Origin of the sequence: Leucothrix arctica (genome assembly GCF_003172895.1) — a bacterium.
GTDB lineage: Bacteria > Pseudomonadota > Gammaproteobacteria > Thiotrichales > Thiotrichaceae > Leucothrix > Leucothrix arctica.
Genome location: NZ_QGKL01000020.1, coordinates 1 through 26,597, shown reverse-complemented (window position 1 = coordinate 26,597; position 26,597 = coordinate 1). Strand labels below are relative to the sequence as shown.

24 protein-coding genes, 2 rRNA genes and 1 pseudogene are annotated in these 26,597 nt (G+C 41.8%); 10 read left to right on the top strand and 17 right to left on the bottom strand.

Annotated elements, in window-relative coordinates; translation table 11 throughout:
• The 3 genes and pseudogenes from DKT75_RS06880 to DKT75_RS06870 form a co-directional block, all read right to left on the bottom strand.
• Positions 1 to 471, bottom strand: a pseudogene (locus DKT75_RS06880) (hypothetical protein); the annotation flags it as partial.
• 243 nt (positions 472 to 714) lie between these two features.
• Entirely contained in the window at positions 715 to 1,785 is a 1,071-nt protein-coding gene (gene metA / locus DKT75_RS06875) for a homoserine O-succinyltransferase MetA (protein ID WP_109822686.1), read from the bottom strand.
• A gap of 12 nt (positions 1,786 to 1,797) precedes the next feature.
• The gene (locus tag DKT75_RS06870) at positions 1,798 to 2,643 is read right to left on the bottom strand and encodes an ATPase (RefSeq protein WP_109822687.1); all 846 of its coding nucleotides are present in this window, start codon (positions 2,641 to 2,643) and stop codon (positions 1,798 to 1,800) included.
• A 208-nt stretch (positions 2,644 to 2,851) separates the two neighbouring features.
• Between DKT75_RS06870 and DKT75_RS06865 the strand changes: the two genes are divergently transcribed.
• From DKT75_RS06865 to DKT75_RS06855, 3 genes are all read left to right on the top strand, one after another.
• Positions 2,852 to 3,196 (top strand): hypothetical protein, encoded by a 345-nt coding sequence (locus DKT75_RS06865; RefSeq protein ID WP_109822685.1) that lies wholly within the window; start codon positions 2,852 to 2,854, stop codon positions 3,194 to 3,196.
• Positions 3,197 to 3,496: 300 nt separating this feature from the next.
• The gene (locus tag DKT75_RS06860; RefSeq protein ID WP_109822684.1) at positions 3,497 to 4,285 is read left to right on the top strand and encodes an undecaprenyl-diphosphate phosphatase; all 789 of its coding nucleotides are present in this window, start codon (positions 3,497 to 3,499) and stop codon (positions 4,283 to 4,285) included.
• A gap of 69 nt (positions 4,286 to 4,354) precedes the next feature.
• Positions 4,355 to 4,684 carry a hypothetical protein gene (locus DKT75_RS06855; RefSeq protein WP_109822683.1) on the top strand — a complete coding sequence of 110 codons (330 nt, stop codon included), beginning with the start codon at positions 4,355 to 4,357 and terminating at the stop codon, positions 4,682 to 4,684.
• 72 nt (positions 4,685 to 4,756) lie between these two features.
• Here the strand turns inward: DKT75_RS06855 and DKT75_RS06850 are convergent, their stop codons facing one another.
• Positions 4,757 to 6,352, bottom strand: coding sequence for an ABC-F family ATPase (locus DKT75_RS06850; RefSeq protein ID WP_109822682.1), 1,596 nt, complete (start codon positions 6,350 to 6,352; stop codon positions 4,757 to 4,759).
• Positions 6,353 to 6,463: 111 nt separating this feature from the next.
• A complete protein-coding gene (mltB, locus tag DKT75_RS06845) occupies positions 6,464 to 8,074 on the bottom strand; it encodes a lytic murein transglycosylase B (protein ID WP_109822681.1) in 1,611 nt (536 codons plus the stop codon).
• Positions 8,075 to 8,331: 257 nt separating this feature from the next.
• Between mltB and mazG the strand changes: the two genes are divergently transcribed.
• Complete coding sequence (mazG, locus tag DKT75_RS06840) at positions 8,332 to 9,156, top strand: nucleoside triphosphate pyrophosphohydrolase (protein WP_109822680.1); 825 nt, start codon at positions 8,332 to 8,334, stop codon at positions 9,154 to 9,156.
• Here mazG and DKT75_RS06835 read toward each other — a convergent pair.
• The 3 genes from DKT75_RS06835 to arsC are packed head-to-tail and all read right to left on the bottom strand — an operon-like array spanning position 9,148 to position 10,488.
• Positions 9,148 to 9,531: a DUF2069 domain-containing protein gene (locus DKT75_RS06835; protein WP_109822679.1), complete on the bottom strand. Its 384-nt coding sequence runs from the start codon at positions 9,529 to 9,531 to the stop codon at positions 9,148 to 9,150. The two genes, mazG and DKT75_RS06835, sit on opposite strands and share 9 nt — an antisense overlap.
• Positions 9,528 to 10,121: an NAD(P)H:quinone oxidoreductase gene (wrbA, locus tag DKT75_RS06830; RefSeq protein WP_109822678.1), complete on the bottom strand. Its 594-nt coding sequence runs from the start codon at positions 10,119 to 10,121 to the stop codon at positions 9,528 to 9,530. The genes DKT75_RS06835 and wrbA overlap by 4 nt, the downstream gene beginning before the upstream one ends.
• A 13-nt stretch (positions 10,122 to 10,134) precedes the next feature.
• A complete protein-coding gene (gene arsC / locus DKT75_RS06825) occupies positions 10,135 to 10,488 on the bottom strand; it encodes an arsenate reductase (glutaredoxin) (protein ID WP_109822677.1) in 354 nt (117 codons plus the stop codon).
• A 74-nt stretch (positions 10,489 to 10,562) separates the two neighbouring features.
• On the opposite strand from arsC, the gene DKT75_RS06820 reads away from it, so the two are divergent.
• Positions 10,563 to 11,096 (top strand): TlpA family protein disulfide reductase, encoded by a 534-nt coding sequence (locus tag DKT75_RS06820; protein WP_109822676.1) that lies wholly within the window; start codon positions 10,563 to 10,565, stop codon positions 11,094 to 11,096.
• Between the two features lie 88 nt (positions 11,097 to 11,184).
• Here DKT75_RS06820 and DKT75_RS06815 read toward each other — a convergent pair whose 3' ends face one another.
• Genes DKT75_RS06815 through surE form a run of 4 tightly spaced genes read right to left on the bottom strand, consistent with a single transcriptional unit; the run spans position 11,185 to position 14,235 of the window.
• The gene (locus DKT75_RS06815) at positions 11,185 to 12,222 is read right to left on the bottom strand and encodes a LysM peptidoglycan-binding domain-containing protein (protein WP_109822675.1); all 1,038 of its coding nucleotides are present in this window, start codon (positions 12,220 to 12,222) and stop codon (positions 11,185 to 11,187) included.
• 3 nt (positions 12,223 to 12,225) lie between these two features.
• The gene (locus tag DKT75_RS06810) at positions 12,226 to 12,804 is read right to left on the bottom strand and encodes a YqaA family protein (protein ID WP_109822674.1); all 579 of its coding nucleotides are present in this window, start codon (positions 12,802 to 12,804) and stop codon (positions 12,226 to 12,228) included.
• 14 nt (positions 12,805 to 12,818) lie between these two features.
• Positions 12,819 to 13,487, bottom strand: a complete 669-nt coding sequence (locus DKT75_RS06805) for a protein-L-isoaspartate(D-aspartate) O-methyltransferase (protein WP_109822673.1) — start codon at positions 13,485 to 13,487, stop codon at positions 12,819 to 12,821.
• 1 nt (position 13,488) lies between these two features.
• The gene (gene surE, locus DKT75_RS06800) at positions 13,489 to 14,235 is read right to left on the bottom strand and encodes a 5'/3'-nucleotidase SurE (protein ID WP_109822672.1); all 747 of its coding nucleotides are present in this window, start codon (positions 14,233 to 14,235) and stop codon (positions 13,489 to 13,491) included.
• 68 nt (positions 14,236 to 14,303) lie between these two features.
• Here surE and DKT75_RS06795 point away from each other — a divergent pair, with 68 nt between their 5' ends.
• Positions 14,304 to 14,852 (top strand): Smr/MutS family protein, encoded by a 549-nt coding sequence (locus DKT75_RS06795; protein ID WP_109822671.1) that lies wholly within the window; start codon positions 14,304 to 14,306, stop codon positions 14,850 to 14,852.
• A 5-nt stretch (positions 14,853 to 14,857) separates the two neighbouring features.
• Here the strand turns inward: DKT75_RS06795 and DKT75_RS06790 are convergent, their stop codons facing one another.
• Entirely contained in the window at positions 14,858 to 15,478 is a 621-nt protein-coding gene (locus DKT75_RS06790; protein WP_158278806.1) for a DoxX family protein, read from the bottom strand.
• A 426-nt stretch (positions 15,479 to 15,904) separates the two neighbouring features.
• On the opposite strand from DKT75_RS06790, the gene DKT75_RS06785 reads away from it, so the two are divergent.
• The 4 genes from DKT75_RS06785 to DKT75_RS06770 all read left to right on the top strand — a co-directional run bounded on the left by DKT75_RS06785 (position 15,905) and on the right by DKT75_RS06770 (position 20,244).
• Positions 15,905 to 16,915 (top strand): amino acid ABC transporter substrate-binding protein, encoded by a 1,011-nt coding sequence (locus tag DKT75_RS06785; protein ID WP_109822669.1) that lies wholly within the window; start codon positions 15,905 to 15,907, stop codon positions 16,913 to 16,915.
• Between the two features lie 169 nt (positions 16,916 to 17,084).
• Positions 17,085 to 18,302, top strand: a complete 1,218-nt coding sequence (locus DKT75_RS06780) for an amino acid ABC transporter permease (RefSeq protein ID WP_109822668.1) — start codon at positions 17,085 to 17,087, stop codon at positions 18,300 to 18,302.
• Between the two features lie 2 nt (positions 18,303 to 18,304).
• Positions 18,305 to 19,429 carry an amino acid ABC transporter permease gene (locus DKT75_RS06775; protein WP_109822667.1) on the top strand — a complete coding sequence of 375 codons (1,125 nt, stop codon included), beginning with the start codon at positions 18,305 to 18,307 and terminating at the stop codon, positions 19,427 to 19,429.
• Positions 19,430 to 19,464: 35 nt separating this feature from the next.
• Positions 19,465 to 20,244 carry an amino acid ABC transporter ATP-binding protein gene (locus DKT75_RS06770; RefSeq protein ID WP_109822666.1) on the top strand — a complete coding sequence of 260 codons (780 nt, stop codon included), beginning with the start codon at positions 19,465 to 19,467 and terminating at the stop codon, positions 20,242 to 20,244.
• A gap of 143 nt (positions 20,245 to 20,387) precedes the next feature.
• Here the strand turns inward: DKT75_RS06770 and DKT75_RS06765 are convergent, their stop codons facing one another.
• The 4 genes from DKT75_RS06765 to DKT75_RS06750 all read right to left on the bottom strand — a co-directional run.
• Entirely contained in the window at positions 20,388 to 21,674 is a 1,287-nt protein-coding gene (locus DKT75_RS06765; RefSeq protein WP_109822665.1) for an OmpA family protein, read from the bottom strand.
• 7 nt (positions 21,675 to 21,681) lie between these two features.
• Positions 21,682 to 25,608, bottom strand: a complete 3,927-nt coding sequence (locus tag DKT75_RS06760) for an Ig-like domain-containing protein (RefSeq protein ID WP_109822664.1) — start codon at positions 25,606 to 25,608, stop codon at positions 21,682 to 21,684.
• A gap of 407 nt (positions 25,609 to 26,015) precedes the next feature.
• Positions 26,016 to 26,131 (bottom strand): 5S ribosomal RNA (gene rrf / locus DKT75_RS06755).
• Between the two features lie 144 nt (positions 26,132 to 26,275).
• Positions 26,276 to 26,597 (bottom strand): 23S ribosomal RNA (locus DKT75_RS06750); the annotation flags it as partial.

Here is a 26,597-nt window from a genome sequence, read left to right as displayed (position 1 = left end):
TGGCGTAGCGTTAACAACACGACCGTAACCTAGACCAACTCCAACAGTACTACCGAAGTCTTCCTGATCTTTTTCAGCATCTAGACTTGCAGCACCGAACCAAAATGCGCCTTTTGAATTAGGGCGGAAATATGTATCAACCTGACCAGCAATACCTGCATCGAAGTAGCTTACTGAGTTAGCGCCATCAGCAGAACCACGAGAAATAGAACCTGCAGCATCAGCTTCGATAGTTGTGTTACGGCTTGCAGAACTGAATACACGCTCAGCATCAAAACCTAGAGATGCAGAGTATGAAGACTGGTCAAAACCATTGCCGTCATTTGCGCTGAAGCTACCAGTAAGGTAAGCATCTTCATAAGCACTTGTCGCTTCAGTGTAGTCGTATAGAGTTACTTCTGCAGTTGCAGAACCTGCAACTGAAAGCAATGCAATTGATACTGCAGTCGCTAATTTGTTATTTACAGTCATTACTGTTTTCGCCTTTGTATAAATAAAAAATGAACCAGACGCTCTCAAACAACTAAGTTTATTAGTTAGACATTCAAGCATCTGGTTTATATGTAGCTTAGAACTCAATTTGATTCATATGTAATGAAAATTATTTTTAAATAGCATATGAAAAAATCTTGTAGTGCGGGGAATTATCCAGCACTAAGCATTATGGTAGCTGAACATAAACACTTCGTCACATTAACATTTCAACACTTTTATTTACTCCAAGTAGAGCAATGGCGCATCTGGATCAACACCCGACATAAAGGGTAACTTCAAGTCACTATTCGTGATTTGATAGACTAAACCCATCCAATTCCCAATAACCGCTAAACCCGAGTCATGCCAAGTATTATCAATATAAGGACTTACTATAAGCTCAGGAAATACTGGCGCTGACATATTAGCAGACATACTTTGTCGCAGACGCTCTTCATACTCATCAAATACTGCACATGATGTAATGCTAAAATAATTTGCGGGAAATGGAGGGTAATCTTTTCTTAGACCATGCTGAAAGCGAATCACTTCACGCTTGTATTCTTTTAACAAACTGATCGTGTCGTATTCAGGGTGACCTTGAAAATATACTGTGCGGATACCATCTGCACTCACTGCTAGGTGAACGCTCCCCTCATCATCACTCACTAACACTTTTAAACCAGCCTCTTCGAATCTTTCTTTAGAAATATTATTGTAGCGCGAGTGAGGAACGTCGAATCGGGTATTGATATCCGAGACCAACGGGTGTGTTTTATCCACAACCTTATGTGGATAAACACCCCATCGCTTATAACCCATATTATGCCGCGCTAAGCCATGACGCGCTTCGAGTATCGCGTGGGTCGCCAAACATGAGCACAAAGTAGAAGTGACATTTTCGTGTGCCCACTTACTCACCTCAAGTAATGGCTCCCAAAAAGCCTCTTCAGAAAGACTTGAATGAGTCACATTAGCCCCTGTAATAATTAAGGCATCTAGGCCAGCCACTTTAATCTCATCAAACGTCTCATAATAAGAATCAATATGCTTCTGCGCGCTTTCACCGCGCTTCTGCTCTGCAAGTGCAAACGGATGAACACGAAACTGTGCAATTGGATTACTCGCGCCAATTAAACGAAAGAATTGACGCTCCGTTGATACAAGCGCTGCATCTGGCATCATATTTAACAAGCCCACATGTAGGGCGCGGATATCCTGTTTTTTTGCGCGCTCTTGACTTAATACAATCTGCCCTTCTTCATGTAAGTCTTTAAACGCAGGCAGTTCATTATGTGCAACTAATGGCATAGTAGGTACTCGTTAAACGTGGCGGTCAATGGCTTTTTCGATCAGGTCTAAAAAATCTTTTTCACAGGTGACCTGATAGAGTTCTGTTGTTTTGATAGTGTAAGCATACTTATCCGCAATAGCTTTGTAGCGTGGTATTCGCGAGTTGAATAAACGCGGAAATACCCACCTTACGAAGTCATCTGGATCAATTAACGCCATATATTCTAATGACCTTTCTTCCATATAGGTGATTAACTGCTCATCTAAAAAAGCTTCACGATAGTACAACGGCTTAGGTGAGTTAACGGCACGCTCTATTAACGCCTGCTCATCCTTATCAGTCGCCTCAATATATAACAACAGAGTGTTGTCAGACAGAGTGTCCAATACCTGCTGATCATCAAGCTCACAGACACTGCCACCTGCATCATTAATAAAATGATTGAAGCCGTAAATAGTACGAGACTTGTGCATGAATTCAGGTACATCCAACATAGCCGCTACCTCAGCCTTATGGTGTAACTGTAAGCGATGCTTAAACTCTTTAAGTGTGAGACCACCTTTTGCAGGATCACCAAGCTTACTTAAAAACATGGAAAGCGGCTTCAGATGATCAAAGGTAATATTGCTGCTAATATAGATAGAGTCTGAACGCAGCAGGTCTTGCAAGAAAGGAACTTGCATCGCTTGTGCTTTGACATTATCAAGAATCGGTTCACTCATATAACGCGTACCAATACGGTAATCGCCAGAATAATGGAACCATTCATTGTCACGAAGGATATTTGAAATGAACGTTTTACCCACCCCAGACATACCTAGTAGTGTAATGGATTTATTCGTCCACTGACGAAACTCGTCGGATGATAGTCTCACTTTATGCTTTCTGCTGACATCTAAAACAGGCATTATAACGTGAACTTAGCTAACTGCACCCTATACTTTGGCTTGCTACAACGAATTACTTTAAGGATTAATTAACTCGTCGTAAATAGCATTTAGTGACTGCTAGCTAGGTTAAAAATTAAAATATTGTATAAACAACACAGAAAGCCAATAACTCATTAAAACAAGGACCGTTAAAATGATATACAAACAGCTTTTATGGACACTAATTATTAGTGGATACGCTAGCATTGCTTTTGCGCACAACACTGCCCCCGAAAAGCATATTGCCCCACACAGTATTTCTGCAGAAAAACTTAAGCTAATGGTTATCACAAAAGAAGAGCTTTTTTATATTTTTACAGAGTGTAAGCAGTTTGCTATCGATGATAAAATAGAGACTGAGTTTGTTAAAGACTACGTTGAAGTCTGCTCTGATGAACTTACACAAGCCTTCAAAACGGCAAAGCATGAATTAGAAAATAAAAACACTGATATACCTCCTCTGAAAAGTAGAACGTCATCCTCACCTAGAACACTATAATTGTTACAACAAACTAGCTAAGTTAAAAAGAACCCTTTGGTAGCTTATTTTATACACTCTTTGGAGTTGCACTCATGGGTTAAGTGTCTATTTGGTTAGCTAGTGTAGAATGTTGCGCATTATTTAAATATTAATGAGGCTTGATCTAACAACATAGACCATTCATCGAGTATCAATAATCTCAGGACACAACCACATATTAGAGTATTAAGTTGTATAACTTTTAAAACCGTGACATTACCTGTATTCTACCGAGGAACTTAAAAAACAATCACTTTTACCAAAAAAGACGAGTTATTGATGGATATTATTCACGCTATAATCTTAGGCGCAGTTGAAGGTTTTACTGAGTTTTTACCTATTTCCTCAACAGGACATTTAATCGTTGTGAGCGAGTGGCTAGGTTTAGATCAGACAAAAGCAAATGCGGCATTTGAAGTTATCATTCAATTAGCAGCGATTTTAGCGGTTATTGCCAACTACAAAGATAAATTCACTTTCCGTTACTTCAACTTGTGGGTAAAAGTTGCGATCGCCTTCATCCCTATTGGTGCGATTGGCTTTACGTTTAGTAGTCAGATCAAAGTACTCTTTACCGTTCCAACAGTTGCAGTGATGTTTATAGTCGGGGGAGTTATTTTCCTTATTGTTGAGCATTTCCAAAAAGGCAAAGTTACTGGCACTCAGAGTGTTGATGACGTTACCTATAAGCAGGCAATCTGGATTGGTGTTGCTCAAGTCTTTGCACTTATACCCGGCACAAGCCGTGCAGGCTCTACTATTATAGGCGCCATGCTTGTGAATATGAGCAGAAAAGCGAGTGCTGAGTTTTCATTTTTATTGGCAATGCCCGTAATGATTGCAGCTAGTGGGTATGACCTACTTAAACATCACGATGAATTCACTAGTGATGGTTGGCTTACTTTAGGTATTGGCTTCATCACTGCATTTGTTGTGGCTTACTTTGCAATGAAGTTATTTATACGTTTTCTAGAGCGCTTTACGTTTGTGGCTTTCGGCGTTTATCGAATTATTTTTGGCGTACTTTTATTAGTACTAAGCTATACGGGGTACCTAGGCGCACATTAAGCAAATGACAATAAAATGACTCAGAAAAACTGAGTGGGCACTAAAAAAACAAATGAATGCGGGGGCTTCATGATTATCCTTAATAAGTGGTTGCTGGCACTAAGCTTGATACTAAGCTGTGTCACAGTAAAAGCTACGGAAAAAACACAATTGTATGGGAGCTGGAAAGGAGTATCAGGCCACTCCATTAACATACACTTCACAAAGAATATGCGTTATGTCTACCAATACAAAATGCTAACATTTTCAGGAAAGTGGTCAGTGAGCGGTAATGACTTAACCTTGAATTATAGCGTCCTTGGTAGCCAAAAGAAAAAACGCGCCACTTACTCTTTAAGAAATGGCTTTCTGACGTTACGTGCTCATGAGCATGCTACCGTTGTCTTAAAGAAGCATTAAATAAAAACAATAAAAAAGCCGTAAAGATTTACATCTTTGCGGCTTTTTTATTTACTCATATTGCGGCAGCTATCAGCCTTCAATACTTTGACTTGCTAGATACTCATCATAAGTACCTGAGAAGAAACTAATCCCTGACGGTGTTAGCTCAATCACTCGAGTTGCCAATGATGATACAAACTCACGGTCATGGCTTACAAAGATCAATGTACCTTCGTAGTGATCCAATGCGAGGTTTAATGACTCAATAGATTCCATATCCAAGTGATTGGTTGGCTCATCCATTAATAGTACATTAGGCTTTTGTAGCATCATGTGACCGAATAACATACGGCCCTGCTCTCCACCTGAGATTACTTTTACAGACTTAGAGCTATCTGCTTTAGAAAACAGTAAGCGGCCTAGTACACTTCGTACTTCTTGCTCATCATCTTCTTCACCACGCCACTGATCCATCCAATCAAATACAGACTCACCCTTTTCGAAGTCACTTGCGTGATCCTGTGCGTAGTAACCGATATTCGCATTTTCAGACCACTTAACCTTACCAGACGTCGCCTCTAGATCACCTTGCAGACAGCGTAGTAGAGTCGTCTTTCCGATACCATTTGGCCCGATGATCGCAATGCGCTCACCGACTTCAACCATCATACTGATCTTTTCAAACAAAGTTTCATCATCAAAACTTTTGCTTAGGTCTTCAACCTCAAGCGCTAGACGATAAAGCTTCTTCTCTTGCTCAAAGCGAATATAAGGGCTGACACGACTTGATTGTTTAATATGGTCTAGTTGAATTTTATCTAACTGCTTTGCACGGGAAGTCGCTTGACGAGCCTTAGATGCATTTGCAGAGAAACGACTTACGAAGGCTTGAAGCTCGGCAATTTTCACTTTCTTCTTGGCATTCTCGTTCATCTGCTGCTCACGCGCCTGCGTTGCAGCCGTCATGTACTCGTCATAGTTACCAGGGAATACACGTAGCTCACCGTAGTCCAAGTCAGCCATGTGGGTACAAACACTATTTAGAAAGTGACGATCGTGAGAGATGATAACCATCGTACTCTTACGTTCATTCAAGATTTTTTCCAACCAACGGATAGTATTGATATCCAAGTTATTGGTAGGCTCATCAAGTAACAAAATATCTGGATCTGAGAACAATGCCTGCGCTAGCAATACACGTAGTTTGAAGCCTGGCGCAACAGCGCTCATTGGACCGAAGTGCTGGTCAACAGGAATATCTAGACCTAATAGCAACTCACCTGCGCGAGACTCAGCGGTATAACCATCCATCTCACCAAATTCGATTTCGAGATCAGCAACTTTAATGCCTTCTTCTTCTGACATCTCAGGTAACGAGTAAATACGATCACGCTCTGCTTTAATATTCCAAAGTGCCTCATGACCCATGATAACTGTATCAACAACAGAGAACTCTTCATAAGCAAACTGATCCTGACGCAGCTTACCTAAACGCTCATCTGTATCTAAGTTCACATTACCTGCGGTAGGCACAAGGTCACTACCCAAGATCTTCATTAGAGTTGACTTACCGCAGCCATTCGCTCCGATCAAACCATAACGGTTACCACCACCAAATTTTGTGGAGATATTTTCAAAAAGTGGCTTAGCGCCGAACTGCATTGTAATATTAGCTAAAGAAATCAAGTTTGTGTGTCCATCGCAAGAAAGTTTTGCTAGGAATGTAATCCTTTAAGCAAAAAACCTCAAGCAAAGGCCTGAGGTTTCTTGTAATCGGACTAAATTAAAACACTTATTTTACAACAAGACATGAGCCGCTTGCAGAAGAAGGTCTTTATCTCTCGATGCTTCGATCACTGTTGGCATTCGAACACTTGAAGGCTTCACCCGCTTCTTAATTTCTTGAGCTAACTGGTGTACAGCCATTGCGTAGAAACTGCTGTGATTATATCGAGTAATTACGTAGAAGTTATTTCCACCAACCCAGTACTCATTACCGGCATTTGTTCTTAACTTAACCATGTGTACTTGACCAGAAACACCTGGGTAACTTGGCTTCAACCCTTTACGTGCCAATGTAGACAAAGAGTGCTTATACTTGAAACCACTATTGAGTGACGAGTAACCAGAACCACCTGTTCTACGTGCAGGAATTGCAGCAATTTCACCACGACGCCAGCCGTGCTTACTCAAGTAGTTTGCAATACTGCCGATTGCATCATGTGGCGTCCAAAGATTAACTGCGCCATCGCCATCATAGTCAACGCCATACTTCTTAATATTACTTGGCATAAACTGCGGTAAACCTAGCGCACCAGCCCAAGAAGCTTTTGGCTGCAATGGATCTAGACCAGTTCTGCGCGTCATTAATAAGTAAGCTTCAAGCTCACTTGCAAAATAAGTACCACGACGTGAGTTCATAAATGACATTGTTGCCAATGCATCAATCGCTTTGTCTGTACCAACATTACCACCATAAATAGTCTCAACACCCATAATACCTAGGATGTATTCTTCTGGAACACCATACTGAGCAGATGCACGCTGAAGCGAGCGACGGTACTTATTATAAAATGCCGTACCTGCGTTTATGTGACGAGACGTGATAAAACGCTTTTGGTAGTTTGACCAATTTGATGGTCTAGATTTTTTCGTTTTAGGTTTTGGGTTCGCATCAGAATAAGCTTGTCGTTTTAACCAAGCAGTTGCTTTTGCCTTACTTAGTACGCCAGTAGTGTAAGACGGATTAAAACCATGTCGTGAAGACATCATGACGATAAATGCTTGTGCTTGGTAGTTGCTCGCAAAATCACCCGTCAAACGACTCTGACTATAACGCTTAGAGGTAACCACTGGACGTTGTACTTGAGCCGGTGGGCGATAACTAGCTTGCTGCACTCGTGCAGCTTTTGGCTGTACATAGACAGGGCGCTTTGGAGCAACTCTTTGAGCAACCACTACCGGCTTAACCCACTTAGCAGGTGCTGCTGGACGATGAACCACAACCTTTGGCTTCACTACTGGCTTTGCCACCGGCCGAGAATACACCTTACTCGTAGGCACCTTATGTACCGCAACAACAATCGGTTTTGGTGGCACATATGCCTTAGGTTTTACGTAAGTTTTAGGCTTCACATAAGCCTTTCTCGCAACCGGCTTTGCCTTAGCGACAATAACAGGTCTAATTTTAGGTGTAGCTTTAACAACCTTTTTTGCTACGACAGCCGGAGCCTTCTTTGCAAAAAGTTTATTAATATTGTCTTTTTGAGCGACTACAACAGGGGCGGACTTAGCCACGACCTTAGGTGTTGTATCTGTTTTAAGCTCCCCCGAACTACTGCAAGCGCCTAGCAGTACCGAAATCGATGCCAAGCAAGCTATTTGGAAATATCTGCGTTTACTATTCATGTTAGTTAGACCTAATCATTAACTATTATTTTTTTGATATTCACTGAGTGACAGTACCCCTATCCCCTTCCAGCAAAGGATCAGTGAATTAATTACCTTACTGCACTTCGCCTCTTTACACTAGTTAAAGATATACGACAGAAAGATTAAAATTCATACACATAACATGTACATTAACAACTACATACCGTCCTTTCGCTGAATAGATAACATTGCGTATACTTAAAAATTGGATCCCACTTCTGGAAAATACCCACATGAGCAACGAATTACTTGAAAATACTAATGCCACTCAAAAACTGCTAGAAATCATGGCGACATTGAGAGATACCGAGATTGGCTGCTCGTGGGATCAAAAACAAACATGGCAAAGTTTATTTCCCTTCACACTAGAGGAAGTTCATGAGGTGGGCGCCGCTATTGACTCAGGAAAACCTGAAGAACTGTGTGATGAATTAGGTGATTTGCTTTTCCAAATTGTCTTTTATGCTCAAATTGCCAAAGAACAAAACCTATTCGACTTTAATGACATTGCAGATGCAATTAACCAAAAAATGATACGCAGACACCCTCACGTATTTTCAGGAAAAGTCTACGCATCCGAAACTGAGCAAAAAGCGGATTGGGATGCCATTAAAAAACAAGAACGCGCTCAGAAAAACATCAGTACTAAAGTCGGATACTTTGCTGACATCATACAAAACCAGCCTGCACTCATGCGCTCCGTTAAACTTAAACATAGAGCAGCACAATTCGGTTTTGACTGGCACGAATGGCAGCCTGTCGTTGAAAAGGTACGAGAAGAATTAGATGAAGTGGTCGAAGCTATTGAAATGAAGCAAGGACAGCGACGAATAGAGGAGGAACTAGGTGACTTATTAATGAGTGTGGCTAACTTATCAAACCAACTCAATGTTGAGCCCGAAAACGCCCTTCGCAAAGCCAACAACAAGTTTGAAAAGCGAGTAAATCGCTTACGCGAAATACTCTTATTGACAGGCGATGAAACCGAAAACTACGATGATGAGACGTTAGACCAAGCGTGGAGGCAAGCTAAATCAGAAGAAGCGAAGTCACTCTGACTTTGCTTCCTCAGCATCCAAACGGGCTTGTGCTAATTTGTCATGATTCTTTGCGTAGTAATAACCACCTAAGTACATGCCAAGACTCAGTAGAGTCATGGCAACACCATAAGCACGCTCAACAGGCGTCACGACGAACGATATTCCGGCCATAAAATAGAAAAAAGCCAACACCATGAGTGCAACATGCATGGCTCTTTTTCCATTTAAAATACCCCGCAAGAAAAGCACTAAAGGTATACAAAATACTGCGATTTCAAATGACTTCGGCACTGACTGCTCAGTCGCCAGCCAGCCATTCCACACAATGACTAATATCATCATACCTAGTAATGACAGCACACTGAGTAAATAAGAATATCTTAAGGCTTTCATTCTGCTAATTTCACCGCAAGCATCGCAATACGCTTCCCTAAAGCAAGAGCAATGACGTGTTCATCATTCGTTACTTCGCCAGTATTATCAGTACCCGCAACATGCGAAGCCCCATAAGGCGTCCCACCACTTTGAGTCGTCATCAATTCAGACGTACTGTACGGCACTCCCGCAATGACCATACCTTGGTGAATCAAAGGCAACATCATGGATAGTAGTGTCGCCTCTTGACCACCGTGCATACTTGATGTCGAGGTAAATACGCCAGCAGGTTTACCGATCAAGTTACCAGACAACCATTGTGCAGACGTTTGCTCTAAGAAGTACTTTAGTGGCGCAGCCATCATACCAAAGCGTGTTGGAGAACCTAGCACCAAACCATCCGCCGCAATTAGCTCTTCAACAGTTACGTAAGGCGCACCAGACTCAGGCACTGCTGACTCTGTCGTCTCACACACCGTAGAGATTTCAGGAACTGTTCTAATGACTGCTTCAACACCTTCAACTGACTCAACACCACGCGCAACGCGTTTCGCTAACTCAAAAGTTGACCCATGCCGACTGTAATAAAGTACCAATACTTGCTTCATGAAACTCAACCTTTTAAAGAATGTTTAACACGGACTCAGGTGGACGACCGATGACTGCACGATCATTCTTTACAACAATGGGCCTTTCGATAAGCTTAGGGTGCTCTATCATAGCCTCGATCAGCTGATCATCAGTCAATGATTGATCTGCCAAGTTGTTTTCAGCGTATTCAGACTCACCCTTACGCATCAGTTCACGGGGCGTAAGCTCAAGCAATGTTAGGATATTTTGCAATGTTGCCTTCGCTGGGGGAACATCCAAGTATTTAACGATGTCGAACGGCTCACCATGTGACTCTAATATTTCTAGTGTCTCACGGGATTTTGAACAACGTGGATTGTGATATATGATCGCTTTTTCACTCATTTTCATACCTGCATGGGTAACAACACTTTAACGACTTGCTAATTTATCACGTTACACTTCAATGGTGACAATTTATGGTTTATTTACGCTGCCTTTTCCTAACAATAATATTAGGCACTAGCGCTTTAGCACAGGCTGATCCTGTGGACGACTTTTCTTTTTTCGATGTTAATAACCAACAATCCAAGCTCTCCGACTATCGAGGTAAGTGGGTTATTGCAAACTACTGGGCAATATTTTGCTCTCCTTGCAGAGTAGAGATACCCGACCTTATTCGATTTGTTAAAGACAACCCCGAAAAAGTGGTTGTACTTGGCATGGATGCAGGGATGGATGATACCGATACATTAAAAGAGTTCATCGAAGACCAAGGTATCAATTACCCAATCATTCCCACTCAAGACAGCACTATGTATGGCTTTGGTGAGGTTCGCGGGATACCGACTTCTTTTATTATCTCTCCAACGGGAGAGCTTGTTGATACTCATATCGGCATTATGAGTTATAACGATCTTGAGTTTTTTGTGAACCCAGAAAAAGGCCCCCCCCGTGACCGTAAGCCAGATGACAAAAAAGGGTTTTGGGATCGTTTATTTGACTGGGACTAAAAATAACAAAAATACAGGCATAAAAAAGCCGCCATCCAATAACTTGGTGGCGGCTTTTTTATTAACCGTTTACAACAAACTTACTTAATTACTTAAGACGAAGCTGCTGACCTGGCTGAATTGTATATGTTGGTGCTTGAAGGTTGTTCATGCTGATGATTTCTTTCCAGTAAACACCAGTCTGACGCATCACTTCAAATACAGTGTCACCCTTCTTCACAATATAAGAACTTCCACCTGTAACTGCCGGAGCGGTAGCAGTGTAAGCAGTTGTGTTCGTAGAGCCAGCACCACCTGTGTAAGTCTTAGGCGTGTACTGTGTATAAGCTTGACGTGGTTGCTGGTAGCTACCTGTGTACAAACTCTTATTGCTTGGAGCAACTGCAGTTGCAGCAGCACCATTTGTGTAGTCGATGTATTGTGTCGCTGTCTTAGTCGCTGGAGCTGGTGCAACATAAGGCTTCACCACTACTGGCTTCGGAGCAACATAAGCTGGCGGTATGTAAGCTGGTGCAACATAAGCTGGAACTGGTGCAACATAAGGCTTCACTACAACTGGCTTTGGTGGAACATAAGCAACTGGCTTACGTGCCGCTTGAGCTTGCTGGCGATTCCACTGATCAACATACCACTGCTTAGAGCGGCCATTTGATACTGGTGCAGCCGGCTTAGCTTTTGCAGCAGCTTGACTACGGTTGTACTGGTCGATATACCACTGCTGGCTACGGCCACTTGTTGCTGGTGTCGCTTTTACTTTTGCAGCAGCTTGACTACGGTTGTACTGGTCGATATACCATTGCTGGCTACGGCCACTTGTTGCTGCTGGTGTTTGCTGACCTGCCTGCTGGCGGTTCCACTGATCAACATACCACTGTTGTGTACGCCCGCCATTATTTACCACAGTTGTTTGTGGTTGGCTGTTAACAGCACATTGGCTACATGCATTTTGAGCAGAGTCATTAATAACAGCCGCAGAAGATGCTTGCTGTTGACCAGCGTAACCACTTGTTGCCCCTGTTACATTAGTCTGTGGATCAGTATTACCACGTGTGCCGTAAGACGAACAACCCGTAGCCATAATCGCAACCAAAGAACTTGAGACTAATAATTTATATTTTCTATCCATGATTCATACCTGTGTAAAAATAATTATAGTTATCAACAATCCAACCACTAACCAACCTAGTATTTCTATATATTTTAAAATGGTTGGTTCCATTTTAGGACCTGCCTTAGCGACTAAACCCGCAACCAAAAAGAAACGAGTACCTCGACCAACTGCGGATGCAATGAGAAAAGGAAAAAATGCCATTGAAAGCAGGCCAGCAGTTATTGTGAATAATTTATAAGGTATCGGTGAGAAGCCTGCGGCCAATACAGCCCAAACTCCCCAAGTCTTGAATAGGTTCTTCGCCTGTTCAAACTTATCTGCATACCCCCCTGTTGTTATAGTGGATTCGAGCCACTCGTGCGCCCATATACCAATGAAGTATCCCGCGACTCCACCCAGTACTGAGGCTATTGTTGTTAGCAAAGCGTATCTAACCCAACATTCTGGACGAGCCAGACTCATTGGCATTAACATCACGTCAGGCGGTATCGGAAAAAATGAAGACTCAGCAAAACTTAGCCCTCCCAGATAATATTCCGCATGTCGATGCTTCGATAACTCAATTACTTTCTTATATATATTCGAAAACAGCTTCATTTTAAAGGATTTTTTTAATTAATTTCATCCAATAAAGGAACAAATACTACCGCTTCTTTATTCTCAACTACGAACTCATCTTCCGATAAACGGCGTATCAACTGTAGCATTTGCTTACCGTCATCACCACCCACCGGAATCACTAGCCTTCCGCCAATCGCCAACTGCTGTTTTAAAGCATCTGGTACTTGTTCTGGTGCTGCAGTGACCATAATTGCATCATAAGGCGCTGATTGTTCCCAACCCCAGCTGCCATCCGCCAAATGAGTACGTACATTTCTGTAACCTAACTGATACAGCAAATCTCTTGCCCCTTTATGTAACGGCGTAATTCGCTCTACGGTATGTAGCTCTCTCACTAAACCGCCTAAAACTGCGGCTTGATAACCTGAGCCTGTACCAACTTCTAATACCTTTTCTGGGACAGATTCGTGCAATAATAGTTCAGTCATTTTCGCAACAATATAAGGTTGAGAAATAGTTTGTGCATGGCCTATAGGAAGTGAGCTATTTTCATAACTACGTGATGCTAGCGCCTCATCCACAAAGAGATGACGTGGTATGTAGCGCATGACTCTAAGCACCTCTTCATTCTTAATGCCCATCTCTCGTAGTTTCACAATCAAACGATCACGTGTTCTTTGAGAGGTCATACCTATGCCACGAACATCTAACTCCTTCATATTATACTTCCTTCAACCATTGTTCTGTTAATTTCATCGATTGATAATGAGTCAGATCTATATGAAGTGGTGTCACTGAAATATAGTTATTCTCAATGGCGTGAAAATCAGTCCCCTCACCTGCATCAAGCAGCTCACCTACAGGCCCTATCCAATAAATATCTCGACCACGAGGGTCTTGCGTTTTAATGACGGGTTCTGACTGATGACGCTTCCCCAAGCGAGTCACCTGAAACCCTTTTATCTCAGACCAAGGTACGTTCGGTACATTAACATTAAGGATAGTGTCGGCAGTTATTTCTAGGTTCAAAATTTTATCAAGTAATGCTAAAACGGCTTGAACTGCCGTATCAAAGTGATAATCACCTGTGCCACAACAAGAAACCGCCATTGCTGGTAAGCCTAAATTACGCCCTTCTGTTGCTGCAGCGACCGTCCCTGAATATATAACATCATCCCCTAGATTTGCGCCTGCGTTAATACCTGCAATCACTAAATCTGGTAGCCTGTCGCATAGCCCTGTTAGTGCGATATGAACACAATCTGTTGGTGTGCCATCAACACTGTAAACTTCATCCCCGTGACTAGTAAGGTGTAAAGGGTAAGCTAATGTTAGTGAATTACTTGCACCACTACGATCTCTATTGGGTGCAACCGTTATTATATTGGCACGACTTTGCAAGCCTTGCTTAAGGCTTGTTAAACCAGGTGCTAAATAACCATCATCATTGCTAAGTAAAATTTTCATTTGTATTATTATCACCAAGCCTTTTCGCTTGAATTGAATTTACTCCACAGTGGACCACACACTGCACCATGACTGATAAAAAATCTAATATCACACACGACGATGATTTATTAAAAGCTGCTTTTGCAGATGTTAAACCATTGCCTGCTGTTAACCGAGTCGAACTTAGGCCGCCACAACCTCGCCCTAAGGTACGGCCAGTCCATGATGAGCAAGAGTCAGCGCCCGATATATTATCAGATTATGGCGAGGTCGAGGAGGTCACAGCAGAGACAGTTTTAAGTTATTGTCGCTCTGGGATCCAAAACCGTTTGTTTAAAAGGCTTCGACAAGGAAAATTACTCATTTCTGAGGAAGTGGATTTACACGGACTCAGCGTAAAACAGGCCAAACAAGTATTATTAGACTTTATTCAGTTGGCTTATCCTATGGAAGGCTGCTGTGTTTGCATCGTTCATGGCAAAAATAACCGCTCTAAACGTGGTCAAGCACCCGTATTAAAACAATACGTTAATCACTGGTTATTACAACATCCACGGGTGCTGGCCTTTCATTCGGCTCAGCCCCGGGATGGCGGCTCGGGTTCTGTTTACGCAATACTTAAAACCGAGCGTTAATACATTTACGTCGTTGCGTTAACTGCAAATGGATCATTACTAACGACAGATCGCTGACTTTTTACACGTGTAATTCGACGCTGAAGCTTGCGATGCAGCAACCAGTCAATACTGAAGAAACGACCAGCTCCCATAAAGAACAACGTCAGGAACATGATTAGGTAAGTGAACATTTGTGTTACTGAAGCAAAGTCAGGGTTACTGTAACCGTGGTTTGCGACAAAGCCTTCTAGTGTAGGGATAAGACCAGCATTTACTAGACTCATTACTAAGGAACCACCCACTAGTAATAGAAGTGGAATTGATATCCAACGCACCGCAAAACCAACCAGCAAGAAAACTGCACCAATAATTTCAACTCCCGGCACAATCCAAGCCATTAGCTCTGGAAGTGGTACAGGAAATGAAGCTGATTGAAATGCACTTACTGTAGAATTATATGCACTCATATCGACCCATGTAAGAGGGTTTAGAACGTCGACATCAGGTGCTTTAAAAAGACCAATTTTTTGAACGCCTGAGACCCATAACAAAGGAGCTAGAAATAATCTCAGTAACAATGGCGGTAAAAAATCTAGGCCACGTAGCCATCCAAAGCTAAAAAAACCTAGCAAGAACTTGGTCATAAAATTGCTCTCCATAATTTATTTTATTAAGGCCATTTGACTGTTTTCGTCAACGTTATGCAAGTCATTTCCATGTAGCTTACCAATTTCACAGGTGAATTACAATTTTTGCACTATGATTTGCAGCCAAAAAGAATAACTACAGGCCGATTTAAAGTGAATTAGAGACTAAAAACTAGTGCTTCAAATTGCAACACACAGCACCATGGCGCACTACACAGCCTTTACTTTAGTTGCTATCAACGGCATACGCCCATTTATAGTGCTTGAAAAAAAGTGTGAAGCCGATAGGAAAAGACGCTGCACCAATATGCATCATTAGCCCATCCTCTCCCACCTAACATGAGCGCTTATTGACCTTTTGCAGTTTTCTAATCTTTGCCGTAGTATCGGTCGAGTTAGACAAAAACCAACTCAGGAGTGAAGATGAAAACATTAGTAAAACTTACGGCACTTGCGTGTCTTGCAATGGGTGCAAATGCGAGCGCTGGAACACTTGAAGATGTACAAAAACAAGGTTATCTGAACTGTGGTGTTAGTACAGGTCTTGCTGGTTTCTCTCAAAAAGATGAGAAAGGCGAGTGGTCTGGTTTGGACGTTGATGTTTGCCGTGGTATTGCAGCTGCAGTATTTGGTGACGCAACTAAAGTTAAATACAAAGGCTTAACAGCTAAAGAACGTTTTACTGCGCTTCAGTCTGGTGAAGTAGATGTTCTTTCAAGAAATACGACTTGGACTAACACTCGTGACGTTTCTCTAGGTCTTAACTTTGCCGGCGTTGTTTATTATGACGGAACAGGCTTCATGGTTAACAAAAAGCTTGGCGTTAAAACAGCTACAGAGCTTGATGGTGCAAACGCATGTATCCAAGCAGGTACTTCTACAGAGCTAGCTATTTCGGATTACTTCCGTGAAAACAAGATGTCTTATAAAGCAGTAACATTTGATACTGCAGATCAAACACGTGCTGGTTTTGAATCTGGACGTTGTGACTTCCTAACATCTGACCAATCACAGCTTTACTCTCTACGTATTGGTTTGTCAGATCCTTCTGCAGCAATCGTTTTGCCAGAAGTAATCTCTAAAGAGCCACTAGGTCCTGTTGTTCGTCAAGGTGATGATCAGTGGTTCAATATCGTTAAGTGGGTTGTTAACGCATCGATTGAAGGTGAAGCGCAAGGCGTAACATCTGCAAACGTTGATGAAATGAAAGAAAAAGGTAAGCCAGCAAACAAGCGTTTGTTAGGTGTTGAAGGCGAGCTTGGTAAGAATATGGGCCTATCAGCTGATTGGGCTTATAACATCATTAAGCAGGTGGGTAACTACTCTGAGTCTTTCGAACGTAATGTTGGAATGGATTCACCGCTTAAGATTAGCCGTGGCTTGAACGCACAGTGGAACAAAGGCGGTATCTTGTACTCGCCAGCGATGCGTTAAGCAAAGCAGTTAAAAAAAGGGCACTTCACGGTGCCCTTTCTCGTTGCACGACCTCAATACTTTGAAACACCTAAGCACCACCCGTTGAGGCAGTGATGCATTCAGACTTCCCATGAACCCTAGGCTTACTCTCACAGTAAGCATGTTCTTTGAGTGATAATCTAAGACGATGTTTCAAAAAAAAACCACTGAACAAATAAAAGCAGCGACACGACCGTCTGCACAAAAAAAGGCTGGTGCCTTTTATAACAACCCTCAAATCCGGGCGATTTTTTATCAAACGCTGCTGGTTGTAGGGCTCCTATATTTTTTCTATGCAATCGTAAATAACACGCTTACCAATATGGAAGCGAGTGGCATCAAGAGTGGCTTCGGCTTCTTATCAACCGCTGCTGGTTATGACATCTTAATGTCGTTGATTTCATTTGAATCTACAGACACATATCTAAGAGTATTTATAGTTGGATTCCTGAACACTATCTTGGTGTCGGCTATCGGGATTTTCTTCGCTACGATATTAGGGTTTATCTTTGGTGTTGCATACTTTTCAAAGAACTGGTTAATCCGTACTATTTCAACTGCTTATGTTGAGATATTCCGAAATATACCATTATTACTACAAGTGTTTTTCTGGTACTTCGCAGTTCTAGCTGCATTACCTGGTCCTCGTGACAGCCTTAGCTTTGGAGAAGCCATCTTCTTAAACGTGCGTGGCTTATTTACACCAAAATTAGTTGGCAGTGATGGCTCTACACTTGTTTATATTGCATTAGGTATTGCAGTTGTCGGTATCTTTGTACTTAGATCATGGGCTAAAAAACGCCAAGAGTTAACAGGTCAACAATTCCCACTTCTTTGGGGAAGTCTTGGACTTGTTATCGGCTTACCATTATTAGTCGCTCTGTTTACTGACTTGCCGTTTACTGTCGACTACCCTGCTCTGAAAGGCTTTAGCTTCAAAGGTGGTATTACCATCATCCCTGAACTAATGGCACTGTCTTTGGCATTGTCCGTTTATGGTGGTGCATTCATCGCAGAAGCGGTACGTGCAGGTATTCAGTCTGTTCCTAAAGGTCAATCGGAAGCAGCACGAAGCATTGGTCTAAAAGAAAACAAAATAATGTCATTGGTAGTTGTACCACAAGCAATGCGCGTTATTGTTCCACTGCTAAACTCTGAATACCAGAGCTTAGTTAAGAACTCGACCTTGGCTGCAGCTATTGGTTATCCTGATCTGTTTAATGTATTCGTTGGAACTGCATTGAACCAAACAGGACAAGCCATCGAAACGATCTTCATGACTATCATCGTATACTTCATATTGAACATGATGATCTCATTCTTGATGAATCGATTTAATAACAATGTTGAATTAACAGGTCGATAATGATGAGTAATAATTCAAATACTGCAAGTCGCCAGTTTGTTCCAACTCCCGCTCAGCCAGCACCGAATATGTCAGCTGGGTTCGTTGCTTGGGTTCGTGACAACCTCTTTTCATCGATATCTAACAGCATTATTACGCTTATTGTTATCGCCTTCTTCGTTTCTGTCATTCCTGGAATAATAGATTGGGCGTTTATTTCAGCAACATGGTCTGGTGCAGATCAATCTGCTTGTAATAAAGAAGGTGCATGTTGGGTATTCATTAACGCATGGTCACAACAGCTTTTTTATGGAAGCTATACTGATGGAGAGTTATGGCGTGTAAATCTATGCTTAATACTACTAGCCCTAACTGTGATTTCATCATTCACTCTTCCTAAGAGTTTCCGACTGAAACTCAGTATCCCTCTATTTTTAGTGCTTCCATTTATTTGTATCGCTATTCTTGATGGAAGACTACTTGGTCTAGAGTACGTTGATACTGACTACTGGGGTGGGTTCTCACTGAATATTTTAATGGCTGCAGCAGCAATCATTATCTCTTTTCCATTCAGTTTTTTATGGGCACTAGGTCGTCGCTCACAGATGCCTTTAGCGCGTTCAATCTCAGTAATTTTGATTGAGTTCTTCCGTGGTATACCAGTACTTGCACTGTTCTTTATGGGATCAGTCATGCTACCGATGTTCTTCTCAGAAGGCACCAATGTCGACAAACTGATTCGTGTATGGCTTGTACTGATTTTCTTTATGTCAGGTTATATGGCTGAAGTATTCCGTGGTGGTTTCCAAGCTGTTCCAAAAGGACAGTATGAAGCAGCAGACTCGGTTGGTTTAAGCTACTGGCAAAAGACATTGTTAATTATCCTACCTCAGGTAATTAAAGTTTCAATGCCTAATATTTTAGCGACCTTCGTAATGCTCTTTAAGAATACTGTATTCCTATTGATTATCGGTATTCCTGAAATAGTACAGACACTACAAACAGCACTGTCAAATTCAAACTGGTTAGGTGGTTGGGCAATAGAAGGCTATGTCTTTGTATTCCTGATCTTCTGGGTTTGCTGTTTCGGTATGTCACTACTAGCATCGAAAATTGAGCGTGACTTAGATACTGACAAACGCGATTAAAAAATACTAAATAGCATTAATTATAGAGAATGACTATGAGCAACGAACAAGCAAAAAATCCACACTTAGATGGCGCTGAAGACATCATTATCATCGACCAACTAAACAAGTGGTATGGCGACTTTCACGTACTTAAGAATATAGATTTAACGGTAAAAAAGAGTGAACGCATCGTGATTTGTGGCCCTTCTGGGTCAGGTAAATCAACATTGATTCGCTGTATTAATCGACTAGAAGAGTTCCAGCGTGGTTCACTGATAGTAGATGGCGTTGAGATGATTGACGATATCAAAAATATCGAAGCAATCCGTCGTGAAGTAGGAATGGTATTTCAGCACTTCAACCTATTCCCTCATCTGACTATTTTAGAAAACCTAACACTTGGTCCTATCTGGGTTCAGAAGAAGCCAAAGGCTGAAGCTGAAGCAACTGCGATGAAGTATTTAGAGCGCGTTAAGATACCTGAGCAAGCACTTAAATTTCCGGGTCAATTATCGGGTGGACAGCAACAACGTGTAGCCATTGCTCGATCGCTTTGCATGTCACCTAAGGTTATGTTGTTTGACGAGCCTACGTCTGCACTTGACCCTGAGATGATCAAGGAAGTACTGGATGTAATGGTTGAGCTTGCTGAAGAAGAAGGCATGACAATGTTATGTGTAACGCATGAGATGGGCTTTGCAAAGAAAGTTGCTGACCGCGTAATCTTCATGGATGCGGGTGAAATTGTTGAGCAGAATACTCCTCATGAGTTCTTCGATAACCCACAGGTTGATAGAACACAGAAGTTCCTAGAGCAAATATTAGATCATTAACTGCTACTGACCCTAACTTAGTAATCACTTTACTAGGTTCTTTATCGGTCATTTAGATAGAGCTACTCATACGTAGAGTTGTTTAGATCTGAAACAAGAAAGCCACCGTTAATACGGTGGCTTTCTTGGGTCTGGATAATCTTTTAACGATTGATTGTTTGAGATCCTTTAACGACCAAATTAACACGGCGGTTTTGAGCTCGCCCTGCTTTTGTAGCGTTGTTAGCAGTAGGCTGAGCCTCACCACGACCAATAACGGTCATTTGGTTACGACTTAAACCACGACTTGCTAAGTAAGCAGCAACTGACGCTGCTCGCTGTTGTGATAATCGTAAATTTGCAGCGTTACTACCTACACTATCAGTATGGCCAATAATGGAAATATTGTGGATCACTACTCGATCACGCAATAAGTCACTTGCCATTCTGTTCAGTGCATTTTTTCCTGCCGTTGTTAAGAGTGAACTATTCGTTGCAAAGTTAGATCCACCAGCCAACGTTTTATGAATCACTCGTGGTTGTGGCTTTGGCGCAGGCGTATTAACAACAATACGCTGTACAACTGGCGCAGGTGCTTGCTTAATAATAGTTTTAATTATTGGCTTAGGCGCAGGCGCCTGAACATACACCGGCACATGCTTCACAATCGTCTTTGGTTTTGGTGGAGCGCGCCTAACAACAGGCCTAGGTGCAGGTGCAGCAGTTTGATGATTCACAATAACAATCGGACGAGGAGGCGCTTGCTTTTTTACAACAGGCTTAGGCACCGGACGTGGCTTTTGAACGACTGGAGTAGGCACAGGCACACGAATAATTATTGGTCTCGGCTGAGGCGGCTCCACTATCCTTTTTGTTAGTACAGGACGCCAGTTAATACCAATACTAACTTGGTCCAGATCTTTGTCGAAACGCTCATACTCACCACGAATACGGAAACCATCACCTAGGTCGTATTCAGCACCAATACCGCCCATAATATCAAATTTGTTCTTTTGATTTACAACGACACCATCGCCTTTAGTTTTTACCTTGCCCACACCTAATTTAACAATCGGGTGAAGTGCTCCTAGATAACTAGGTACGTGGTAAACCAAGTTGGCTCCATAAGCACGGTACGACACTTTTGCATTGTCATTAGCCTTATTGGTAACCGTTGCATCACCGAAGTCATTCCAAAAAGCTTCTAAACCAAAGTCTCTGCCAATGTTATATCCTGCGTAAACTTTCTTAGAAACATCCTTGTTATCAGTGACGTCCCATTCATCACCACCATCTGGCTGTAACTTACTCATACCTATGCCGCCACCTACATACCAATTATCTTCAAGCTTTTCGAAGTTATCAGCACTAGCAGCATGAGATGCCACCATTACTAATGCGGCTATAAGCAACGTGCTTTTCTGGCTATTATCTGCGTTATATTTATTCATAACTGCCTCAGTGGTTATTCTTATTTTTAATTTGAGACTGACTTCTTCTACGAAGCCAAACAAGTGGTGACATTAGTAGCACCCAGAATGGAGATACACTTCCTCCACCACCATTAATGACTGTATTGACGCCATTATCAGTAGTATCTGGACTTGCAGAGGCATTCTGCTCTCTGTAATCAGCTATGCCGTTCCCATTTTCATCAAGTGGGTTAAGTGCATCACTACCAATTTCATCAACATCCGCGATACCGTCACCATCGTCATCTTTGTCTAAGTAATCATCTACACCATCTAAATCTAGATCTGAGCAAACCATTCCTGAAGGACATTCTTGGTAATCACTAATGCCGTTAAGATCACTATCACCAGTGCCATCAGTAACACCTGCTACATTTGAGCTATCAGCATCTAAGTAATCCGGAATGCCGTCTAAATCTACATCCTTTAGCGTTAAATACTGACCGAGACCAACTTCAGTTAATGTTGGAACACCATCACCTTCGTCATCACTATCAAGGTAATCTTCAACACCGTCACCATCTGTATCACGGTTATTAGGCTCTAAATAGTCGGGGATACTATCAGCATCACTATCAATATCGCCCGTTTCGGTGAGCGTAAGGATGCCATCATTATCATCATCTGGATCCAAGATATTTAAGATACCGTCTCGATCACGGTCAAAGTCCATATGGACTTTTTCATCTTCATTTTTAATGTTTGCGTCTTGATCATTGTCATCCAAGTACACAGGGATACCGTCACCATCTTCGTCAATCAACATGTCACTAGGCACTTCGTCTGCATTAGAAACACCGTCGTTATCCCAGTCCAAATCAACCGAGTCTATGTTGCCGTCACCATCTGTGTCTGCATTACCAGGGTTTAGGCCGAGACGAATTTCTTCTGCATTACTTAGACCATCATTATCAGTATCTTCAAAAAGATCCAATATGCCATCATCATCTGTATCGTCACTCTTAGGGTCTAAACCAAGCTCAACTTCTATCTGGTTACTCAGGCCGTCACTATCGTAATCTTCATCACCATCTAGAACGCCATTGTTATCAGAGTCATTACTATCTGGATTTAATCCAAGCTCAGCTTCAACAGTATTAGGAAGGTTATCGTTATCGCTATCTTCTTTACCATCTAATATTCCATCCCCATCAGAGTCAGAATTAAGTGGATCAAGACCTACCGTTAACTCAAAGCCATTACCCAAGCCATCATTATCAGCATCTTCATCAAAGTCTGAAACACCATCAGTGTCACTATCTGTCAACGTTGGATTTGTACCTAATGCAACTTCCTGCTCATTACTTAAGCCATCACCATCTGTATCTTCAGCGTTGTCAGCAATACCATTACCATCGGTGTCAGTGTTATTAGGGTCAGTACCCAACTGAAGCTCAATAACATCTGGAATACCGTCGCCATCTGTATCTTCTTCGTTATCCGGTATGCCATCACCATCTGAGTCTAAAGATAAAGGGTCGGTACCATTTGAGATTTCGTCTAGGTTACTAGTACCATCACCATCGCTATCTTCATCACCATCATTGATACCATCACCATCGCTATCACTTTCAGTGAAGTTAAGCCCTAAAGCCGCTTCAGTTTGATTATCAATACCATCACCATCGGTATCTTCTTCGCCATCAGAAATGCCATTACCATCGCTATCCGCATTGGCTGGATCTAAACCTGCTGTGATTTCAGCGATATTGCTTAGACCATCATTATCATTATCTTCATTAGCATCATCAACACCATCGCCATCAGAATCCTCTGATGCTGGATTCAAACCAAGCTCAACTTCTGTAATGTTGTCCAAACCATCACTATCGTTATCTTCGCTATCATCTAAAATACCGTCATTATCTGTATCTGAATTAGCAGGATCTAACTCTAGTAAGACCTCCGTTTGATTGTTCAACCCATCGCTATCTTGGTCTTCTAAACCATCTAAGATGCCGTCGCCATCGGTATCAGCAACCATTGGGTCTAAGCCCATTTGGATTTCTCTTAAACTTGATAAACCATCATTATCAAAGTCTTCATCACCATCCAAAATACCATCAGAATCACTATCTATTGTCAATGGGTTGAATCCCATCAGATACTCAAGCTCGTTACTTAAACCATCGCCGTCAGTATCTTCCTCATTATCATTAATGCCATCACCGTCAGAGTCTGCCACCGTAGGACTTGTACCAAGCATAAGCTCTTGCCCATTAGTTAAGCCATCACCATCCGTATCTTCATCTGCATCACTAACTCCATTTGAGTCAGTATCACCGACAACAGGGTCAGAGCCCAAAGACAGCTCAAGTAAGTTGCCAAGACCATCACCATCACCATCTTCATCGCCATCTGCAATACCGTCCGAGTCAGTATCACTAGAGACAGGATTCATGCCTAACTGAGCTTCTAAGAGATTACTTAGACCGTCTGAATCATTATCTTCTAAACCATCCGATATACCATCACCATCTGTATCAGCGTTTGTTGGGTTTGTTCCGATAGTTAACTCTAAAGAGTTGATTAGCCCATCATTATCCGAGTCTTCAGCTGCATCAGATATACCATCTTCATCTGAATCACCTGATCCTGGATTTAATCCTAGCAGGACCTCAAGCCCATTATTAAGACCATCACCATCCGTATCTTCAATATTGTCAGATAGACCATCAGAGTCACTATCAGTTGAAGAAGGATTAAGACCCATCTCTACTTCTAACTGGTTTGATAAACCATCACCATCGCCATCTTCGTCATTGTCATTAATGCCATCATCATCACTGTCGACGTCATCTAACTTAGTACCTAGCAACACCTCTACTACATTTGAAAGACCATCATTATCTTGATCCTCATCACCATCATTAACACCATCACTATCAGTGTCTTGATCGTTAGGATTTAACGATAACTGGAATTCAATTACATCTGATAAGCCATCAAAATCACTATCGACTTTAAGTGGATTTGATCCAAAATTAACTTCAGATAAGTTAACTAAGCCATCGTTATCTGAATCGTTATATGGGTTAAGGATGTCAATTAGAGCTGAACCATTAGTGATACTAGGATCACTAATGTCACCACCCAGTTCAGTTAAATCATCAACACCATCAGAGTCACTATCGGCAGCAGTAGGGTTAGAACCCAGCAGATTAACTTCATCACCGTTACTGATTCCGTCAGAATCGTTATCTCCATTTAAAGTTAGAACGGTTAAAGTATGCTCTACTGCATTACTTTTATTGCCTGATTCGTCGGTAGCTGCAACTGAAAAAGTTGCAGGTCCAATTGCTAACTCTGGTGTTATTTCACACTGCCAGGCACTAGTTGAAGAGCTTGTTACCGAGCAAACTTGTACTCCATCACTGTTGGTCAGCGTTAAAAATGACCCCGCTTCAGCCGTTCCTTTAATGGTAGGTGTTTGATCAAATGTATAAACTGGCTCATTGACTACTGGAACTTCAGGAGTATCTTTATCTATGATATAGGTTGGTAATGCGCTTGAAAACTTCAATGTTACAGCTTCACCACTACTATCTTCTATCGTATTATTGTTGATCATAAGAGAGGCTATACTAGTACCTGTCACCCCTGTTAAGACCTTCAATTGAACTCGATTACTACCATCTGTAGGTAACACAACAGATGAAATAACCGCTGTTCCAGGGTTATTAATTAACTGAAAGTCTGCAATATCAATATTTAATACTGGCTCTGAAAGATCAAAGAAAAAAGTAACTTCGTCCGAATTTGTTTCAGAGCTAGTTGGCATACCTAAAGTCACTACATATTGTACATCTCTGGCATAAGCAGCCGAAGACCCCAATAATAGTGATAGCAAAGCAGCACATCGAGCAACCTTCCCTATTGTCATTGTATGACAGGCGTTCTTTTTATTATTCATTTTGCCCCTAACCCCAAATTTTACATTCGGCATCCGTCAGTAATTCTTAAATATTGCCGATCAAATGCGTTAATAATTATTATTCTTACTATGCAAAGCTCATTGCACAGTATTTAAGCAGCACATTATCACACACTATTACACAAACAGAGCTATTCCCGACGAGATGATGCTTTCTATTGCTGTAATATTAATCATTAATTATAGGTTAACTTAAAATAACTTCTTAACCTTCTTGTTCTGAAGTTAGTAATAACAATTAGCAAGTACTTAAAACATTCTCATACTTCATCGCTATGTTTTAGTTATACAGGAGTTAGTCTCAGTACTTATTTTAACTTCACTTTCTTCCAAGCATAAAAAAAGCCCTGTCACAGTATTATCTGTAAACAGGGCTTCCTATTAAATCTTGGCAATGACCTACTTTCACATGGGGAAACCCCACACTATCATCGGCGATGACACTTTTCACTGCTGAGTTCGAGATGGGATCAGGTGGTTCAATGTCTCTATGGTTACCAAGAAAACCGGTGTGTGATACCTGTTGTCAATACGTTAACCTTAGTCAACGGCCCACAACAGGCTCACGAATAAGTAATAATCTAGTAGCAGTGACCGACTATTGTCTGTTTGTCACATTTTCTCTCAACAAACCAGTCAAGGTTATAGAATCAAGCCTCACGGGCAATTAGTACACCTTAGCTACATCCATTACTGGACTGCCACATGGTGCCTATCAACGTCGTAGTCTTCAACGGCCCTTTAGGGGAATCTAGTTCCCAGAGAATACTCATCTTGGATGAGGCTTCCCGCTTAGATGCTTTCAGCGGTTATCCTTTCCGAACTTAGCTACCCGGCTATGCCACTGGCGTGACAACCGGTACACCAGAGGTTCGTCCACTCCGGTCCTCTCGTACTAGGAGCAGCTTTCCTCAATATTCTAACGCCCACACCAGATAGGGACCGAACTGTCTCACGACGTTCTGAAC

Bases quoted from the DNA above. Each gene is read 5' to 3' on its own strand.
- wrbA (WP_109822678.1), bottom strand. From the start codon at position 10,121: ATGAAGCAAGTATTGGTACTTTATTACAGTCGGCATGGGTCAACTTTT.
- DKT75_RS06775 (WP_109822667.1), top strand. From the start codon at position 18,305: ATGAGTAATAATTCAAATACTGCAAGTCGCCAGTTTGTTCCAACTCCC.
- DKT75_RS06810 (WP_109822674.1), bottom strand. From the start codon at position 12,804: ATGAAGCTGTTTTCGAATATATATAAGAAAGTAATTGAGTTATCGAAG.
- DKT75_RS06855 (WP_109822683.1), top strand. From the start codon at position 4,355: ATGATTATCCTTAATAAGTGGTTGCTGGCACTAAGCTTGATACTAAGC.
- DKT75_RS06805 (WP_109822673.1), bottom strand. From the start codon at position 13,487: ATGAAGGAGTTAGATGTTCGTGGCATAGGTATGACCTCTCAAAGAACA.
- DKT75_RS06795 (WP_109822671.1), top strand. From the start codon at position 14,304: ATGACTGATAAAAAATCTAATATCACACACGACGATGATTTATTAAAA.
- DKT75_RS06865 (WP_109822685.1), top strand. From the start codon at position 2,852: ATGATATACAAACAGCTTTTATGGACACTAATTATTAGTGGATACGCT.
- DKT75_RS06815 (WP_109822675.1), bottom strand. From the start codon at position 12,222: ATGGATAGAAAATATAAATTATTAGTCTCAAGTTCTTTGGTTGCGATT.
- mltB (WP_109822681.1), bottom strand. From the start codon at position 8,074: ATGAATAGTAAACGCAGATATTTCCAAATAGCTTGCTTGGCATCGATT.
- DKT75_RS06770 (WP_109822666.1), top strand. From the start codon at position 19,465: ATGAGCAACGAACAAGCAAAAAATCCACACTTAGATGGCGCTGAAGAC.
- DKT75_RS06820 (WP_109822676.1), top strand. From the start codon at position 10,563: ATGGTTTATTTACGCTGCCTTTTCCTAACAATAATATTAGGCACTAGC.
- DKT75_RS06785 (WP_109822669.1), top strand. From the start codon at position 15,905: ATGAAAACATTAGTAAAACTTACGGCACTTGCGTGTCTTGCAATGGGT.
- DKT75_RS06780 (WP_109822668.1), top strand. From the start codon at position 17,085: ATGTTTCAAAAAAAAACCACTGAACAAATAAAAGCAGCGACACGACCG.
- DKT75_RS06760 (WP_109822664.1), bottom strand. From the start codon at position 25,608: ATGAATAATAAAAAGAACGCCTGTCATACAATGACAATAGGGAAGGTT.
- DKT75_RS06835 (WP_109822679.1), bottom strand. From the start codon at position 9,531: ATGAAAGCCTTAAGATATTCTTATTTACTCAGTGTGCTGTCATTACTA.
- DKT75_RS06790 (WP_158278806.1), bottom strand. From the start codon at position 15,478: ATGACCAAGTTCTTGCTAGGTTTTTTTAGCTTTGGATGGCTACGTGGC.
- DKT75_RS06765 (WP_109822665.1), bottom strand. From the start codon at position 21,674: ATGAATAAATATAACGCAGATAATAGCCAGAAAAGCACGTTGCTTATA.
- mazG (WP_109822680.1), top strand. From the start codon at position 8,332: ATGAGCAACGAATTACTTGAAAATACTAATGCCACTCAAAAACTGCTA.
- surE (WP_109822672.1), bottom strand. From the start codon at position 14,235: ATGAAAATTTTACTTAGCAATGATGATGGTTATTTAGCACCTGGTTTA.
- DKT75_RS06860 (WP_109822684.1), top strand. From the start codon at position 3,497: ATGGATATTATTCACGCTATAATCTTAGGCGCAGTTGAAGGTTTTACT.
- metA (WP_109822686.1), bottom strand. From the start codon at position 1,785: ATGCCATTAGTTGCACATAATGAACTGCCTGCGTTTAAAGACTTACAT.
- arsC (WP_109822677.1), bottom strand. From the start codon at position 10,488: ATGAGTGAAAAAGCGATCATATATCACAATCCACGTTGTTCAAAATCC.